14 protein-coding genes are annotated in these 17,255 nt (G+C 53.2%); 6 read left to right on the plus strand and 8 right to left on the minus strand.

Annotated features, from left to right (window positions below; translation table 11 throughout):
- Positions 1–18: 18 nt before the first annotated feature.
- Together CCASEI_RS04135 and CCASEI_RS04140 are read right to left on the minus strand one after the other, a co-directional pair.
- Positions 19–1,749 carry an AMP-binding protein gene (locus tag CCASEI_RS04135; RefSeq protein ID WP_006821336.1) on the minus strand — a complete coding sequence of 577 codons (1,731 nt, stop codon included), beginning with the start codon at positions 1,747–1,749 and terminating at the stop codon, positions 19–21.
- Between the two features lie 146 nt (positions 1,750–1,895).
- Entirely contained in the window at positions 1,896–2,468 is a 573-nt protein-coding gene (locus tag CCASEI_RS04140) for a TetR/AcrR family transcriptional regulator (protein WP_006821337.1), read from the minus strand.
- 138 nt (positions 2,469–2,606) lie between these two features.
- On the opposite strand from CCASEI_RS04140, the gene CCASEI_RS04145 reads away from it, so the two are divergent.
- Positions 2,607–3,815 carry an acyl-CoA dehydrogenase family protein gene (locus CCASEI_RS04145; protein ID WP_006821338.1) on the plus strand — a complete coding sequence of 403 codons (1,209 nt, stop codon included), beginning with the start codon at positions 2,607–2,609 and terminating at the stop codon, positions 3,813–3,815.
- Here CCASEI_RS04145 and CCASEI_RS04150 read toward each other — a convergent pair.
- Both CCASEI_RS04150 and CCASEI_RS04155 read right to left on the minus strand, forming a co-directional pair.
- The gene (locus CCASEI_RS04150; protein ID WP_006821339.1) at positions 3,812–4,930 is read right to left on the minus strand and encodes an acetoin utilization protein AcuC; all 1,119 of its coding nucleotides are present in this window, start codon (positions 4,928–4,930) and stop codon (positions 3,812–3,814) included. The two genes, CCASEI_RS04145 and CCASEI_RS04150, sit on opposite strands and share 4 nt — an antisense overlap.
- A gap of 11 nt (positions 4,931–4,941) precedes the next feature.
- Positions 4,942–7,596: a GNAT family N-acetyltransferase gene (locus CCASEI_RS04155; protein ID WP_025387217.1), complete on the minus strand. Its 2,655-nt coding sequence runs from the start codon at positions 7,594–7,596 to the stop codon at positions 4,942–4,944.
- A gap of 180 nt (positions 7,597–7,776) precedes the next feature.
- Between CCASEI_RS04155 and CCASEI_RS04160 the strand changes: the two genes are divergently transcribed.
- Both CCASEI_RS04160 and mmsB read left to right on the plus strand, forming a co-directional pair.
- Complete coding sequence (locus CCASEI_RS04160) at positions 7,777–9,294, plus strand: CoA-acylating methylmalonate-semialdehyde dehydrogenase (RefSeq protein WP_025387218.1); 1,518 nt, start codon at positions 7,777–7,779, stop codon at positions 9,292–9,294.
- 20 nt (positions 9,295–9,314) lie between these two features.
- Complete coding sequence (gene mmsB, locus CCASEI_RS04165) at positions 9,315–10,190, plus strand: 3-hydroxyisobutyrate dehydrogenase (RefSeq protein ID WP_025387219.1); 876 nt, start codon at positions 9,315–9,317, stop codon at positions 10,188–10,190.
- Here the strand turns inward: mmsB and CCASEI_RS04170 are convergent.
- A complete protein-coding gene (locus CCASEI_RS04170; protein ID WP_025387220.1) occupies positions 10,171–10,731 on the minus strand; it encodes a TetR/AcrR family transcriptional regulator in 561 nt (186 codons plus the stop codon). The two genes, mmsB and CCASEI_RS04170, sit on opposite strands and share 20 nt — an antisense overlap.
- A gap of 57 nt (positions 10,732–10,788) precedes the next feature.
- Here CCASEI_RS04170 and CCASEI_RS04175 point away from each other — a divergent pair, with 57 nt between their 5' ends.
- Positions 10,789–12,249, plus strand: coding sequence for a GntP family permease (locus tag CCASEI_RS04175; RefSeq protein WP_025387221.1), 1,461 nt, complete (start codon positions 10,789–10,791; stop codon positions 12,247–12,249).
- Here the strand turns inward: CCASEI_RS04175 and CCASEI_RS04180 are convergent.
- Genes CCASEI_RS04180 through acnA form a run of 3 tightly spaced genes read right to left on the minus strand, consistent with a single transcriptional unit; the run spans position 12,230 to position 16,176 of the window.
- Complete coding sequence (locus tag CCASEI_RS04180; RefSeq protein WP_006821345.1) at positions 12,230–13,267, minus strand: AbrB family transcriptional regulator; 1,038 nt, start codon at positions 13,265–13,267, stop codon at positions 12,230–12,232. The genes CCASEI_RS04175 and CCASEI_RS04180 overlap by 20 nt on opposite strands.
- Complete coding sequence (rraA, locus tag CCASEI_RS04185; RefSeq protein WP_006821346.1) at positions 13,264–13,731, minus strand: ribonuclease E activity regulator RraA; 468 nt, start codon at positions 13,729–13,731, stop codon at positions 13,264–13,266. The genes CCASEI_RS04180 and rraA overlap by 4 nt, the downstream gene beginning before the upstream one ends.
- Before the next feature lie 30 nt (positions 13,732–13,761).
- Positions 13,762–16,176, minus strand: coding sequence for an aconitate hydratase AcnA (acnA, locus tag CCASEI_RS04190; RefSeq protein ID WP_025387222.1), 2,415 nt, complete (start codon positions 16,174–16,176; stop codon positions 13,762–13,764).
- Between the two features lie 11 nt (positions 16,177–16,187).
- Here acnA and CCASEI_RS04195 point away from each other — a divergent pair, with 11 nt between their 5' ends.
- A complete protein-coding gene (locus tag CCASEI_RS04195) occupies positions 16,188–16,667 on the plus strand; it encodes a Bug family tripartite tricarboxylate transporter substrate binding protein (protein WP_404825287.1) in 480 nt (159 codons plus the stop codon).
- A gap of 11 nt (positions 16,668–16,678) precedes the next feature.
- A complete protein-coding gene (locus CCASEI_RS04200) occupies positions 16,679–17,254 on the plus strand; it encodes a tripartite tricarboxylate transporter TctB family protein (protein WP_025387224.1) in 576 nt (191 codons plus the stop codon).
- Position 17,255: the final 1 nt, after the last annotated feature.

A 17,255-nucleotide genomic window follows, 5' to 3' on the forward strand; every position in this document is an offset into this window, starting at 1 on the left:
TCTGACTAAGCTAATACTCTAGCCTTTTAGCGCTGGAAAATCAGAATCTGCGAACTCGGTGGATGCTTTCTTTTCACCACCATCTTCAGCATGAATCTCGTTCTCCCGTTTACGCAGATCTACGCGGCGGATTTTTCCGGAGACAGTCTTGGGAAGCTCGAAGAATTCAAGACGTCGAATGCGCTTATAAGGCGCGAGACCGTCACGGCAGTGTTTGAGAATTGACTCGGCGGTCTGAGCATCAGGCTCAAATCCTCTGGCGAGAACCACATAGGCTTTTGGAACCGCCAGACGAATTGGGTCCGGGGATGGGACAACTGCCACCTCTGCAACGGCTGCGTGCTCAATGACTACTGACTCTAGCTCGAATGGCGATAGACGATAATCTGAAGCCTTGAATACATCGTCAGAGCGGCCGATGTAGGAGATATATCCGTCTTCATCGCGTTCTGCGATATCGCCGGTGTGGTAGTAGCCTTCGCGGAAGACTTCATCATTCTTTTCAGGGGAAGCCACATATCCGCTGAAGAGACCTACCGGACGAGGATCCAGCTTGATGCAAATCTCACCGGTATCGCCGATTTCTCCGGTTGCTGGATCAATCAGTGCAATGTCGAAACCTGGGAGTGGCTTACCCATGGAACCAGGTTTGACTTGTTCGCTACGGGTGTTGGCGATTTGCACAGAGGTTTCCGTTTGGCCGAAGCCATCACGGATTTCTACACCCCAACCACGCTTAATGGCATTGAACAGTTCAGGGTTGAGGGGTTCGCCAGCGCCCACGATCTTCGTTGGAGGCTTCTTCATTAATGAGAGGTCTGCTTGCACTAACATGCGCCACACTGTTGGTGGAGCGCAGAAACTGGTTACTCCCTCTTGGTCCATTTGAGCCATGAGCGCTGCTGCGTCAAAGCGGGAGTAGTTGTAAATAAAGATTGTTGCTCCCGCGATCCAGGGTGCAAAGAAGTTTGACCAAGCGTGCTTTGCCCATCCAGGGGCTGCAACGTTTAAGTGGACATCACCTGGTTCAATACCAATCCAATACATCGTGCTCAGATGGCCAATTGGATAGGACGTATGGGTATGTTCTACGAGTTTGGCCTTTGAAGTGGTGCCTGAAGTGAAGTAAAGCAGGAGGGTCTCGTCTCCGCGAGTTTCTTGTGTTGGAGTGTACTCAACGGCAGCGTTGTGAGAGTCGGAGTAGTACAAGGTGCGGTGCGAGGTTTGTGCTGGTTCACCATCTTGAACCTGAATGACTGTGAAGTCTCCGGATACATCCTGGAACTTCTTAGCGTCGTCATCATTAACAATGACCCATGAAACCTCTGCGCGTTCAGTACGATCCTGAAGATCATCAGTGCCCAACATTGCGGTTGCGGGATTGAGAACAAAACCTGCACGGATACATGCGAGCATGGTCTCCCAGAGCTCAAGCTGGTTATTGAGCATCAGCATGACGTGGTCCCCGCGCTTGACTCCCTGGACAGTTAGCCAATTCGCTAACTGTTGGGAGCGCTTAGACATTTCGCTATATGTACGACGAGTGCTCGTTCCGTCCTGTTCATTGATGACGATTGCTTCACGATTTTCGGATTCTGGCTGCGTTGCCAGGTGGTCGAACCAATCGATTGCGAAATTGAATGAATCTAACCGTGGCCACTCAAATTCATTGACTGCTTTTTGATAGTTTTCGCGGTTGTCCACGAGAAAGTCGCGCGCTGCTAGGAATTGATCGGTAACCGGATTCATGAGACTCCTCAAGCTAGATTAAGGACACAACCCGTAGATTCGGCACAAAATTTGTCTGATTAGCTACGTATCACGTCCGACTGTGATGTGTGTCCTAAGTAACTATACTTCGAAGTGGAAGTAAATTCTAGCGATATTCGAGGAAATTATTTTTTGCTTACGCCGTTGAGTATTAGTCGTCCGAGGTAAGGGTAGGCCTCCTGGGTTTCGAGAATGTCGGAAAATGCCCCCTGTTGGATACTGTCCATCGACTGTTGGATGACGTGCGAGGTCATCTCAATGGAATCGATGGAGAACTCTCCGGATTCGACTCCGCGCTCCAATAAGTTGCGGATGATTCGCGTCGCGGCTTGGGTATTGATTGCGTAGATGTCATGTGCGACCGGGTCTTTGGCAAGATCTTGCATGAACTTGGGGCTAGCTGCGGAAAGAGATTCCTTAATATTGTCAAAATAGTCGGTAAAAGCCTTGCTATATGACGTTATGGAGTCGAGGTCTGGTGTTGTTCGCCTTGTAACTTCCTTGAAATAGCTCACCAGAATGCGTGACACAATTTCGTCTCGAGTCGCACCTAGGCCGTAGATGGTCGACTTTGAGCAGTGATAGCGCTTGCTTGCATTGTCGATGGTGAACGACTCGAATCCTTCCTCCAGGAAGTCTCGCAGTAGTGAGTTGAAGAGCTCTCGCTGGCGAGGGGTGAGTGGTGCTTTGGAGGACATGTAGTTCCTTAGAGATTGATTGATAAAGATTGTGAAAGTGGCGACAACGAAGAAATCTACGTGTACGGTACTTAGGTAAATCGTACTGTATAGGCTAGGGGATGGGCTCTAGCCGCGTAATGTTTGGAGAGTACTTCCATGCCCCCGATTATAAATCTTGAAGATATGACGCAGCATTCGTTCCATGATATTCCATTTCCGCATGCAGATATCCTTGGTGTTGCAGATCAATTGAACGTCGAAGAGGCAGAACGCCTGCAAAAGCTCCACGAGTTTCTACAGACTGAAATTCGCCCAGCAGTAGGAGAGTACTGGGACCGTGAAGAATTCCCATTTGAATTGCTCCCGAGGCTGGCAGAATTTGGTCTTGGTGAGATCGCGCTCTCTGGAACCTCACGCCTCTACCGTGGTCTAGCGTATGCAGAGGTTACCCGCGCGGACGTTTCTATTTCTGCGCTCGTTGGTATTCATAATGAATTGGTAGTTGCACTGATTGATGCCTTGGCAAGCGATGCTCAACGGGAAAAGTGGTTGGAGGGTTTGCGTTCATTTGAAAAGCTTGGCTGTTTTGCTTTGACCGAGCCAGATCATGGATCTGATATCGCAGGGGGTTTGGCAACTACCGCGCAGCGTACCAAGGACGGATGGGTGATCAATGGCGAAAAACGCTGGATTGGTGGTGGAACTTTCGCTGATTTCGCGATCTGCTTTGCCCGCGATACCGAGGATAATGCGGTGAAAGGGTTCATCGTTGAGATGGATCGTGATGGCGTATCTGCAGAGAAAATTTCCCGAAAAATGGGGCTGCGCATCATGCAGAATGCCAATATCCACTTCGAGGATGTGGTGATTCCACATGACAATCTCATTCCAGGTGCAGAATCATTCGCGAATACAAATGATTTTTTGTGCAGCTCCCGTGCGTGGGTTGCTTGGCAGGGTGCAGGTTTGCAGTTGGGTATATTTGATAAGGCGCGGGAATATGCAGTCTCGCGCGATCAATTTGGGCGTCCAATTGCAAAGTTCCAACTCATCCAGGAAGCGTTGTCTCGAATTCTCGGAAATGCCACTGTGTCGTTATCGATGATGGCCCAAATCGCGAGGAAGCAAGAAGCTGGCGAATTGGAAATGCCACATGCCGCCTTAGCCAAGGCCACCACAACGCGGTTGGCGCGTGAATCGGCCGCCGCTGGCCGCAATATTGGAGGTGGCAATGGAATTCTTACAGACTATGAGCTGTCCAAGATGATGAATGACGCGGAAATTTTGTACACCTATGAAGGAACCTACGAAATCAATTCCCTCATTGTGGGCCGTGCCATCACGGGCGTCTCTGCGTTCGTTTAGCCATAGGGCTGCAGGCCCCAATAGGGAAATACTGCCCGTGAAGTCGCGATCAGCGCAGGACTCGGCTGGCTGGTTGTGACCAGAGTGGGACTAAAAATTTCCAAAGCACTCCGGTCGATGCCTTCATCACCCATCAAGAGCTCAGTTGAGACCTTCGTGGTGGCATCGACCGGCTGCTTGCTGACTGCTGCCAGTACATGCGTCCAAGCTCTAGACACTGAGACGCGCTCATAGCCGCCACCTCCTAATGCGACCCACTTTCCGCCAGCAAACTGATCCACCCAGGAACTCATGGAATGATAGGCCAGAGCCATTGCATCCATGCTGAGAGTCAAGTCTGTTAGTGGGTCATCACGGTGGGGATCAGCGCCATGCTGGCTGATGATCAGTTCTGGTGCGAACTTCTGAAGTACAGCGGGGACAACCGCGTGGATGCTTTGTAGCCACTCGTGATCGGCAGCGTTCTTCGATACTGCAATATTGATAGCAGTTCCTGCAGCATTTGAGCCACCAATTTCATGAGCATGCCCAGTTCCGGGAAAGAGATATAGCCCGGACTCGTGCACGGAGATAGTCAACACGCGAGGGTCATCCCAGAAGAACTTTTCCACTCCATCACCATGGTGTGCATCAAAATCGATATAAGCGACTCTTTCAATATTTGTGTTCTCAAGTAGCCACGTGATGGCTATTGCGGCGTCGTTGTACATGCAGAAGCCTGACATTGAATCCGGGAATGCATGATGTAAGCCCCCTGCAAGATTAACTGCACGGTCGGCAGTGCCTTCCCACACAGCGCGTGTGGCATCGAGAGTTCCACGGCTAATGCGCCCCGCAACGTCGGATAGCCCCGGTACTACTGGATTATCTGTTGTGCCAATTCCAAACTTCGGGTTTGGGTGATTGGTGCGCGTAGCTTGGATGTATGCCTTGCTGTGAACGAGTTCGAGGATTTCATCAGTCGCCACGTTTGGTTGGGAAATCTGAAAGGCATCCAGTATGCCGAGCTGTTGCGAGAGGGCCAGGGCAGCATCGACGCGGTCTGGCCCCATGGGGTGCTCGGTTCCGAGACTGTAGTTGTGGATCTCGTCCGTATCAATTAATGCGAGTTTCAAGATTTACCTACCTACTTCGAAAAGGCACGGGCGAGGGGATCACGCCGGGCGTTTAGCGGGGCAATACGCATCTTTGCACCAACAACTTGGGTGGAGGTTACGCCTGCAATTACCGGCGTTAGCTCCACTTCCACGATGGAACTGATGTCATCTTTGAGACGCGCTAGGCGCATGATTAGGTCTTCCACCGTGGACATCTGAGATGCCTTTGCGCCACGGTATCCAGTGAGTAAGGGGCTTGCCGCTAGTGAATTGAGCATCAAGCTAGCATCGGTTCGCCGAATGGGAGGAACTCGCCAAGCCATGTCTTTGAGTAGATCATTTGTAATCCCGGAGATGCCCGCAGAGACTATTGGACCCACTACGGTGCTTTCAACGCCTCGGATTGTCAAAGACGCTCCTGTTGTGGCATTAGCTTGAACGACTGGTTTTAGAACCGAGATATCGGTGCTCGAATCCTCAATTAACGCAAGCTCAACCGCCATTTCTCGCAAGGTATTCCAAGCTTCTTTCATGCTGTGTTCATCGCGTATATGGCGGATAACCGCAGGCCATTCTGATCTTCCTCGCGCCATGGGGCTTAGAGACTTCAGGACCACATCCCATCCCAGATCTTTACTGGCCATGATTGCTTCTTCCACGGTGTTGACCGCGAACCAAGGGACAACATTGATGTCATAGGCGGCCAAGATTGCTGCACATTCAGCATCCGTTGCCCAGCGTCCATCTGGAGATTGGCGCAAAATCTCTTCCACAGTGTGCAGCGCTTTGGCGTAATTGCCTTCAACCAGCTCGTCGTTAGGGTGTGGACGGGCGTCGCTTCGCTTGTTTTCATTGCTCAATATGATTTGGAGTGTTTCCAATGCATCGGCATAAGTGTCGAAAATGGGTAAGCTCTCGGGAGAGAAGTCTGGCTGTCTAAAACCCACGAAGGATCCCATGAGTGGAGTATCTTGAGTTGCAGCAGCGAGTTCGTCTAACTCTTTACTTACGCGGTTGAGCATGTGCCCAGAGCCAACTTCGACAACGACAACCAAGACTGCATCGATTTCAGGGTTTGCAATAGATTGTTTCGCTTGGTCAGCAATGTTTTCAATGGGTGACTTGTACACCGTTACAGGGCGTGGATCTAGTCCGAACCTGGTGGCGGCTTGTTCCATCTGGGTGGTCAGACCCTCGCTATTGGAGATCAGTGCTACCCGGTTTCCTTGCGGTAGCGGTTGAAGGGCGAGCAAGTGGGCGATATCGTACATGGTTTCCCGGCGAGTAACGACCATGGATCCGGTATTACGGATGGTTTCGTCCAACGCCCGAGGGTCCACGTCTTCCAACTCGTATGGGGCATCGTCAGCATAATAGCGCGCAGACTTGAGGGCCCGGGATGGAATGAAAACCACCACGTGCTTTTCCAGCGCGAGGCGCCGTAGCACTCGGAAGAATTTTCGGGGATTGCCAATGGAATCTAAGGAGAGCAGGCAAATTGAGGTGTTGTCGTCCGCGCCCCAATATTGAATAACATCATTGCCGGTGAGGTCGGCGAAAGATCCGGCGGCGATGAATGAGCTGATTCCAAGTCCACGTTCAATGGCACGAGAAAGCACGAGTGTGCCGACACCGGCCGACTGAGTAAAAATACCCACGCTGCCGGCCGGTGGCATGGGAGCAGGGGTCGCATTCAGTCTTACCGCCGCATCCGTATTGATTACACCCAGCGCTGCAGGGCCTAATGCGCGCAGACCGAAATCACGCGCAGTAAGCACCAATTCGCGGCTATCGCTCGCGGACAAGTTCGGGTTATAGCTGCTAGCGACAACAATGATGCTCTTGGCATTGCGTTGTGCGGCCGCAGCCATGATGGCAGCTAAGTTTCCTGGAGCGTGTTCAATTAACAGCAGGTCAATATCCTCGCCAAGTCTTTCCAGGGATTCAACGGCGAAGTCCTCACTTGAGTTTGTCGTGAGGATGTGTAGTTTTCCCTGGTAATTGCCCTGGACGAGGGAAGGGATAACGGATCCAACCCCATCAATTGAGCCGACTACTGCGACCGATGTTGGATTCAAAATACGAGCAATAGAGTTAGCCTCTGCTCTCATTTCACGTCGTTCCATAACTTCGCGTGACTTAGTGTTTGGCTCGATAGTGAAGTCGACGGTCAAGAACCCATCTTCAAGTTCTGGTGATGCAGAGTAACCGGCACGAATGAATACTTGGGCCATTTGACGGTTGGTCATAAGCATTTCTGCATAGAAACGTTCCATGCCGCCTTCGCGGCCAATCTCAGCAAGATGCTCCAGCAGGATGTTCCCGCAGCCCCGCGAATGGTGCGAGTCTTGCACCAAGAAGGACACATCACCAACTCGTGCGGGAAGGAAAGAATCCACCAACTCATAGCCTGCGACGGCGATGATGTTGTCACGCTCGAGCATTACTAGAGTGACCTTCTCATAGCCGTCAGTGTTGACCCACAGGTTGATGTCATCATCAGTGAGGACAGGATGGGCCGCGAAAAACCGCAGGTATTTCGAGTGATCGGAGACTCGTGAGTAGAATCGCCGAAGCTCTTCGGTGTCCGTTGTGCGGATGGGGCGCAGTGAAGCTATCCCGCCGTCATTTAGGATGACGTCGGCTTCCCAGTCTTTGCGTGATTGCCCGTGTGTTGGCGTCATTGCGTCCGAATTCCTCCCACGATATTAAGTGAATGGTGTACACCCACTGCTTAAATCGTACTATGCAGCTAGGCGGGTCAACGGGGGGGTGAATGGTGTTATGGGACACATTTTTGCGTGTTTAGTGCGGCGACTCTCATTAATGTGAGTCCTACATCGATCAGAGGAAGGTCTACCATCATGAACATCATCAAGCACTATGTTGACGGCCAAGCATACGACGGCACGTCAGGAAAGACTCAGCCGGTACTAAACCCATCTCTGGGCAAGCCACAGTCAGAGGTTGCCCTGGCAAATGTGGACGACATCAATCATGTCATTGAAAGCTCGGCTCAAGCACAAAAAGTGTGGGCCAAGCTGAACCCTCAGAAGCGTGTTCGCATCATCATGAAGTGGATTTCGCTCATCAATGAGAACATGGACAGCCTTGCCACCACATTGTCTCTTGAGCATGGAAAGACTTTCCCAGATGCAAAGGGAGATATTCAGCGTGGACTTGAGGTTTTGGAATTCGCTCTTGGTGCTCCACATCAGCTCAAAGGTGAGTACTCCAGTGAAGTCGGGGCTGGCATCGATACCTACTCTATGCGTCAGCCACTTGGCGTTGTCGCAGGCATTACGCCTTTCAATTTCCCAGCGATGATTCCTCTGTGGAAGGCCGGACCGGCACTTGCAGCGGGAAACGCGTTCATTCTCAAGCCCTCAGAGCGCGACCCTTCCGTCCCAGTGAAGTTGGCGGAATTGTTCATGGAGGCTGGAGCTCCGGCTGGTGTCCTCAACGTGGTTCACGGCGGGAAGGAATCCGTGGATGCGTTGCTGGATTCCGATGTCGTGCAGGCCATTGGCTTCGTCGGTTCTACTCCAATTGCTCAATACATCTATGAGCGTTGTGCTGCGACAGGTAAGCGTGCACAGTGCTTCGGCGGAGCTAAGAACCACGCAATTGTTCTTCCAGATGCTGATATCGAAGCAACCGCAGATACCTTGGTAGGCGCTGCTTTCGGTTCCGCCGGTGAGCGCTGCATGGCATTGTCCGTGGTTGTGCCAGTGGGCCAAGAAACTGCAGACAGGCTGCGCGATGCATTGGTCGCAAGGATCCCTTCACTCCAGGTCGGCCACAGCCTGGATAAGACCTCTGACTACGGACCTTTGGTTACCCAGGACGCTAAGAATAGGGTAGAAAACTACATCCAGCAGGGCGTCGATGCCGGCGCTGAATTGCTTGCCGATGGCCGCACCCTCGACATGACTGATGCTTCCTACGAGGGAGAATCTCTCGCTGGCGGTTTCTTCACCGGCCCAACATTCTTCGACAATGTCACTCCTGAAATGTCGATTTACACCGATGAGATCTTTGGCCCGGTGCTGTCTATGGTGCGAGCTGAAACGCTTGAAGAAGCTGTAAAGCTGCCGAATGAGCATGAGTACGGCAACGGTGTCGCTATCTTTACCTCCAACGGTGGCGCGGCACGCGACTTCGCTACTCAGGTCAACGTGGGCATGATTGGCATCAATGTGCCCATTCCAGTGCCAATTGCTTACCACACCTTCGGTGGCTGGAAGGCCTCGGGCTTTGGTGACCTCAACCAGCATGGACCTGACTCTTTCCGCTTCTACACGAAGACTAAGACGGTGACCAGCCGCTGGCCGGATGACAGCAATGCAGGGCCACAGTTCTCCATGCCGGTTATGGACTAAGGAAGGAACACAGCATGTCAATCTCAACAGTTGCCGTAATCGGACTGGGAAACATGGGTGGTCCCATGGCAGTCAACCTAGCCAAATCTGGTCTGGCCACGCGTGGTTTCGATGTATCTGACCAAGCCCGCTCGATCGCCGAAGAAGCTGGGGTCCAAACCTTTGACACCGCTGTTGAAGCAGCTCAAGGTGCAGAAGCTGTTATTACCATGCTCCCTAATGGTGACTTGGTGAAAAAGGTTGTTGGGGAATTGGTGGAGTCAGACTCCACTGCCAAGCTCTACATAGATTCCTCCACGGTTTCGGTTCAAGATGCTCGCGAAGTAGGGGAGCTCATCAACGAACAAGGGTCCTTGTTCGTTGATGCCCCAGTCTCCGGAGGCGTGACGGGTTCTCAAGCTGGCACACTTGCATTTATGGTCGGCGGAACCGAAGAAGCATTTAACCAGGCGAAACCGCTGCTGGACATCATGGGCCGTTCCATTACCCACTGCGGGCAAAGCGGCAATGGTCAAGCTGTTAAAGCTTGCAATAACATGATTCTGGCTGTTCAACAGTTGGTGCTATCTGAAGCCATTGTCTTGGGCGAGCGTCTTGGCCTTGAGCATCAAGCATTTTTTGATGTCGTGTCAAATGCGACGGGCAACTCCTGGTCGCTTTCAGTTAACGCGCCAATTCCAGATGTTGTGCCTACATCGCCAGCTAATAGTGAGTTTAAGCCAGGCTTCTCATCGGCTCTGATGCTCAAAGATCTGAAGTTGGCCATGGAATCTGCTCAGGCTACTGGAACCAATACCGTACTCGGAAAGATTGCTGCAGATACTTATGCTGCATTCGTCGAAGATGGCCACGGGAATCTAGATTTCTCCGCAGTGATTAATGAGCTTCGCCATTAACAATGTGCTGGAGAATCTTCGAATAATGGTTCTCTAGAGACGTTTCGCTGAATGACAAAAAGTCAGTATCAGCGAAACGTCTCATCATTGATAGTCCCAGTAGCAGGGACAAAGCAGATTGTGCGCGGATTTCCGGCGACGGGTTTGGGTGCGGCGCCTCATTGCGGATGCGATCGACCAAAACTTCTTGCAGGTCTGATCGGATGCGTTTGCCAATCGCGTTCAAACTCTCAGGATTCCCAGTAGACACTGTGATCATGCGGGCCATGGAGTAAGGCGCATTATGCGGTGCAGTCAGAGTCTCTCTAATTGCTGTTCTGCCCAGCTCTTCGAATGGCCCTGAAAAAAGGGCCTCTGACGAATTACTGAAGTCCACGGTCGCTTCAAACAGAGAGTCCTTGTTTTGAAAATGCTTCACAATCAGCGCAACTGAAACCTCAGCTTCGTGGGCAATGTCTTTCAAGGAGACCTGCGCAAAAGTTCTTTCACTAAAAAGTCGACGCGAGCACGTCAAGATTCGCTCGTGGGCATCTGCAGTCATAAAGCTCCATAGTAATGCGCTCGCGATAGTAATGACCTCAAAATTTCAGGAGTTCCAATGTTTCTCGCATTAATAGGTGTGGTGATATCCCTAGCCTTCTTAATTATCTTTGCTTATCGTGGGCATTCGGTTGTGGTAGTTGCACCCATCGCAGCACTCATCGCGGTTGTTTTTTCCGGACAGCCGATTATGGGTTCATACACCCAGATTTTTATGCCCGCGTTGGGCGGATTTATCATCAGCTACTTCCCGCTGTTCCTCTTCGGCGCCATATTCGGTTACCTCATGACTTCGACGGGACTAGCTCGCTATCTTGCAAAGGGAATCACGACGCTCTTCGGACCGAAACGCGCCATGCTTTCAACAGTCATCGCGACGGCATTGCTCACATATGGAGGAGTCTCCGCATGGGTCGTTGCGTTTACTATCGTGCCAATCGCGACCGCTCTCTTCAAAGAAGCTGGGATCCCAAAGCGTCTGATGCCTGCAGCCATTGCGTTAGGCACCATCACTTTTGCACTGGCCGCTCTTCCTGGTTCCCCGCAGGTGCATAATGCGATTCCAACCAGCTACTTCGGTACCAATGTTTATGCAGCCCCCTATTTTGGTCTCGGTGCAGCTGCGGTGATGCTTATTGCTGGAATCGCGTGGCTCGAGTATCGAATGAAGCAGATGAAGAAGACCGGCGAAGAGTTTATGCCGATGGATTCCGACGGCAATTTCATTGAAACTCCTGCCGGACTTGGAGAGGGCACAGATTCGGGTGATGAAAGGCTAAAAGCCTCAACCGCACTCAAGACAGATCCTTCGGTTATGACTCAGGGCTTGCTGGGGATGATTCCCATCCTCGTTGTCATTGTCGTTAACTTTTCGTTTGTCTTCTACTTCGCAGAGCGAATGGATACGGCTTACCTAGCTGAAGAGAAATTTGGTTTGACAGATATTCAGGCACTTACGGGTGTTTGGGGGCCGACAATCTCGTTGGCGCTGGCCATTGTTGTCATGGTGTTAATGTTCCCAAGCCGCGTAAAGCAGTCCATTGGAGAGTTTTCGGATGGTGCCAAGAATGCAATTCTGCCTTGCTTCACAACTGCGTCCGAAGTTGGATTTGGCGCAGTAATCGCCTCACTCGCGGTATTCGCCGTAGTGCAGGACAATATGCTGGGGTTTAGCGAAAATGCTTTGGTGGTTTCCACCGTTGCAACTGCTGTCATCTCAGGAATTACGGGTTCCTCATCCGGTGGATTGAGCATCACCATGCAGACAATGGGTGAGCAGCTTGCACAACTTGCCACTGAGCAGGGCATCAGTATGGAACTTATGCACCGTGTAACCGCCATGGCTTCGGTCAGCTTCGACTCAATGCCTCATAACGGAGCGGTCCTTACCATGTTAATTGTGTGTGGCATGACCCACCGCCTGTCCTATAAAGACATTGCTGTAGTGACTATTGCTATCCCGCTTTTGACACTGCTGCTGTTCCTTGGACTTAATGCGATTATCCCCGGCCTCTCTTAATAATCCACCGAATAATGGTGGACAGATAGCCGGCGAGCACTAGCAGCGTCATCAGCCTTATCAGCTGCACGCTGACTACCGCGGGGCTGGAGCCGCCCTCATGCGCGAGCGCGAGGACGGTTTCCAAGCCACCAGGGCTGGTTGCCAGGTAGGCATCAAAGTAGGAGATGTCGAGCCAGGCAGTCAGCAGCAGGGCGGTGGCGGCACAGGTCGCAATCGTGATGATGATAAATAGCAAGGTCATGGGCAGCTGGCGCGCGAATATCTTCAGCACCGGCACCGAAAGGCCGCCGCCGCAGAACCAGCCGATGATCAAAAATCCAATCACGGCCACAAAATTCGGCATGATAAGAGCTTCCGGAATGAACTGCCCGGCAGCCACCGTGAGCAGCAGCGGCGCGAAAATATGGGGTGCAGGAAAGTGTAATAGCTTGCCGATGTAAGGCCCCACCAACGCAAACACCACCAACAACACCGCACCCCACCAGGTGTCAGTTTCCTCTGCTACTGCGCCGGCGTGCACGTTGAAAATTGACGTGACCAGCGGCAGCGAAAGAGACACGATGAGCAGGCGCAAATATTGCGACAGCGCGACCAAGCGATAGTCCGCGCCTGTTTCCATCGCGATCACCGGAATGGTGGATGAACCACCCGGAAGCATGCACAAAATACCGGTCTGCGGGGAAATACCCTTCACGCTTTTAGCCAGCATGACGCCGGCACCAATCCCGAGCGCCACCGTGATAACTGAAAGCACCAGGCCCGGCAGCACAAAGGGCGTGACCTCACCTATGCCCACGCCAACGAGCGGTAACCCTGCCAGCACACCGATGACACCGCGGCCAGATTTTTCAATATGTTTATTGAGCACCAGTTCTTGCTTGCGTACCAGCGCAGTGCCGCCCGCGATGAGAATGCCCGCCAGAATCCACGCGGCAGCAACATTGAAGTAGTTAAAGACCAATCCAAGTAAAACCGACGCAGGTACTACAAGAATCCACGTCAGTGTACTTTTCATCGCTCTATCAACACTCCATCAGAATCGGCATAAACCATGGCGCCCGGAACAACCTTTACGCCCGAAAAATCTAGTGTAACCCCGACCTTGCCCGTACGCTCTTTCTTACTGCGCTGCGGGTTTGAGCCCATCGCCAGCACACCCAGCTCAATCTCAGCCAGCTCAGCACGGTCACGAATCGCACCGACGATAACCAAGCCAGCCCAACCGCTGTCCTTAAACATCTTGGCCATGTTGCCGCCCATCAGCGCACACGTGATCTTCTCGTCACCATCAACCACCAGAACTCGGCCCTCACCGGGCTGCTTCATCAGTTCTTTGAGCAGCTGATTATCTTCGTCGACCTTCACTGTCTCTGCTGGCCCAGCAAAGTGCTCAACGAGGCCGAGGTTTTCAAAGTTAAATGGGAGTGAGTCGAGCTTTTCGCCCAGCTCATCATAGGTATCAGAGGTAAAAGTAGTCATTGCTTCCTATTCCTTTTCTAATGTTCTTAATCAGGCAGTCAATGCGGTGCTCAGGATGGAGGGGATGACGCCGCCATCGGCAAGCAACTGCGCTTCGTTGCCTGTTTCGATGGCTGCCTTGGCAACGTAGCTCACCGTCGACCCGTCAACCTTGGTCATGGTGACCGGAACCTGGCAGCGCGGGCTAACCTCATCGGCCTGGATGTGGATGCTGTCGCCGGGCGCTAAGTCCACGAAGTCACGCGGAATCTCCAGTGGCAAGATGCCCAAACCGATGAGATTGGAGCGGTGGATGCGCTCATAACTGGTGGCCAGCACCGCGCGAACGCCCAGCAAACGCTGGACCTTCGCAGCCCAGTCACGCGAAGAACCCATGCCATAGCGGTCACCGGCCACCATGACCACCGGCTGATTCTCCGCCGCATACCGCCCGGCAGCATCCCACACGCGCATCTCTTCTCCGCTGGGACTGTGCGTGGTCATGGCAATTCCGGACGCATCCGTCAGTTTGTTCTTCACCGCACGGGAGTAGAACGCGCCCCGAGCCATCACTTCCCAGTTGCCGCGGCGCGATGCAAAGACGTTGAGGTCATCGCGGTCTTCGCCGCGCTCGACGAGGAAGTCAGCGACGAAGGAATCCTTCGGAATCGCGCTGGCAGGGGAGATATGGTCGGTGGTGATGTCATCACCCAGCACCATCAGCGGGTAAGCATCATAGGTGCCAAGCAGCGACTTCTGGTCCAGGTCCGCAAACGGCGGCGGGCGCAATATCGTGGACTTTTCATCCCATGGAAACAGCGGACCCTCGGGTGCATCAATCTCATGCCACAACTTGTTGTTGGAAGCCTCATAGAAATCTGCGCCGAAGTCATCGGGTGCCATCGCCTTGGTAAAAGTCTCATCGATATCGTGCGGGCTTGGCCAAATATCGCGCAAATACACAGGCTTTCCTGCACTATCTGTTCCCAGGGCTTCCGCAGAAATATCAATATCCGCCCTGCCCGCCAGCGCAAAAGCGATGACTGACGGTGGGGACATGAGGAATCCATAATCCAAGTCCGGATGCACGCGGCCGGGGAAGTTGCGGTTGCCGGACAGTACCGCGACGGGCTTTCCTTCCTGCTCATGGATTTCCGGAGTCAGTGGGCCCGAGTTACCGATGCACGTGGTGCAGCCAAAGCCAACAATGTCGAAACCAATGGCGGATAAATCTTCCAGCAGTCCACCGCGTTCTAAGTAACTCGCCGCGGCAGGGGAGCCTGGTGCCAGCGAGGTCTTTACCCAGCTTGGCGGGGTCAGACCCTTTGCGCGGGCATTGCGGGCAAGAAGCCCTGCGGTGATCAGTAGTCGCGGGTCGGTGGTGTTCGTACAACTGGTAGTTGAGGCAATAGCCAGCGGAAATGCTTCTGCCTCCGGCTCAACGTCCGCGAGAACTCCTGCGAGAGTATTAATACTGTGCAAGTCCTGCGGGCGGCGGGGACCAGCCGCGGAAGGAAACACCGTGCCCAGGTCCAGTTCCAGGCTTTGGTCGTATTCAGGGTTGGCTTCCGGGTCAAACCACAAATCCGCTTCCTTGTAATAGGAGCGCACAAAATCAATGTGCTTGGTGCTGCGCCCGGTCATCGCGAGGTAGTCCATGCCGGCTTCATCAACAGGAAAATATGCCGTGGTCGCACCAAACTCCGGCGCCATATTAGCCACCACCGCGCGGTCACCAACGCTCAAGGTGGACACTCCAGGACCGTAAAATTCCACAAACTTGCCGGTCACGCCAAACTTTCGCAGCTTGCTGGTCAAGGTTAGCGCCAGGTCCGTTGAGGTTACTCCCGCACCTAGCTTGCCGATGAGCCGCACACCAATCACCTCCGGCACCCGCAACGTAGTGGGCATACCGAACATCAAAGTCTCTGCCTCCACACCGCCGATACCCCAGCCTAAAACGCCCAGGCCGTTAATCATCGGAGTATGCGAGTCCGTACCCAGCATCATGTCAGGAAAAGCATAAGTGCCATCGGTTGTTGCCACCGTGGCCAGCTGTTCCAAATTGATGGTGTGCATGATGCCCGTACCCGGTGGGTTGATGTGGATACCCTCCATGGAGTTCGACGCCCACTTGAGGAAACGGTAGCGCTCCTTGTTGCGGCGGATTTCCTCAGCGATGTTCAGCCGAGCCGCGTCGCGCCGGGCAAAATGCTCCACCGCGAGCGAGTGGTCAATGGATACCTCCACCGGCAGGTGCGGGCGGATGGCGCGCGGGTCGCCGCCTTCGCGCGCGACGGTATCGCGCATCGCCGCCATGTCCACCAACGCCGGGGTAGAGGTGGTGTCGTGCATGAGCAGGCGACTGGGGCTGAATTCAATTTCGGCATCCAAGTCGCGGTCGATGATGGGCTGGGGGTCACGGCCATGGCGGACGAGATTCTCGGCAAAGAGCCGAAGGATCATCGGATGGTTCTTTGGACCAGATGATCATCGCTCAGCTTGCCGATGAGGCCGGCGTCGACCCTAAGGAAGTCAACTACATGGCGCACTCCGGTGGCGCTGAGCTAGCAACCGCATTGCTGTCGGGCACCATTGACGCTTCGGTTTCTGGTTACAACGACTTCTCAGACCAGATCGAAGCAGGGCGTTTGAAGATGCTCGGCATTTCCGCAGAAGAGCCTGTCGATGGCATCGACACCCCAACGATGATCGAGCAAGGCTACGACGTATCCCTGGTCAACTGGCGTGGTGTTGTTGCACCTCCAGGACTAGAAGACGAAGACGTGGAAGAACTTCGCACCATCATGCGCGAAGTACTTGAGTCCGACACCTGGGCTGACGTTCTTGAACGTAACCAGTGGGCTGATAGCTCTTTGATTGGCGAGGACTTTGAGAAGAACCTCGAAGAAGAGCGCATTATCGTTGACGATATTTGGAAACAGTTGGGCTACTAAGGACCTCCATCATGACTAATTCAGCACCATCAGAGACGTCATCTGAGACGACCTCGTCTATCCCTGACCTGCCGTCTTTTAAGGGCTATGGCCTCTTGATCATGGCCGCCATCGTGTTCATCTTCGCCTCCTACGTCACGTACGGAATCTTCACAATGGACGTACCGGAGTCGGCGGCACTACCAGGGCCAAAATTCTACCCCTCAATTCTTGTTGTACTTTCATACATCCTGGTTGTCATGCTGGTCATTGACACCATTCGCAAGCCATCGCCTGGCGATGAACCCCGCTACGTCACCCCACTCGGTGAATACCGCGGCGACGCCCGCATCAGCCCCGACACCGCGCGCCGGTGGTCCCTGACTGCATCCATCGTCATCTTCATCGTCTTCATTTTGATTCTTGAGCCAGTTGGCTGGATCATCTCCGCGGCATTCCTGTTCGCCGGATTCTCCGTCGCCATGGGCCACAAGAAATACCTCAATGCCATCGCAGTTGGAATCGTGTTCTCCTGCGCAGTGCAGGTCGCATTCTCCGCTGGTCTTGGCCTTAACCTGCCAGCCGGAATCCTAGGAGGCATCTTCTAAT

The organism is Corynebacterium casei LMG S-19264 (assembly GCF_000550785.1).
In the GTDB taxonomy this organism is placed as follows: domain Bacteria; phylum Actinomycetota; class Actinomycetes; order Mycobacteriales; family Mycobacteriaceae; genus Corynebacterium; species Corynebacterium casei.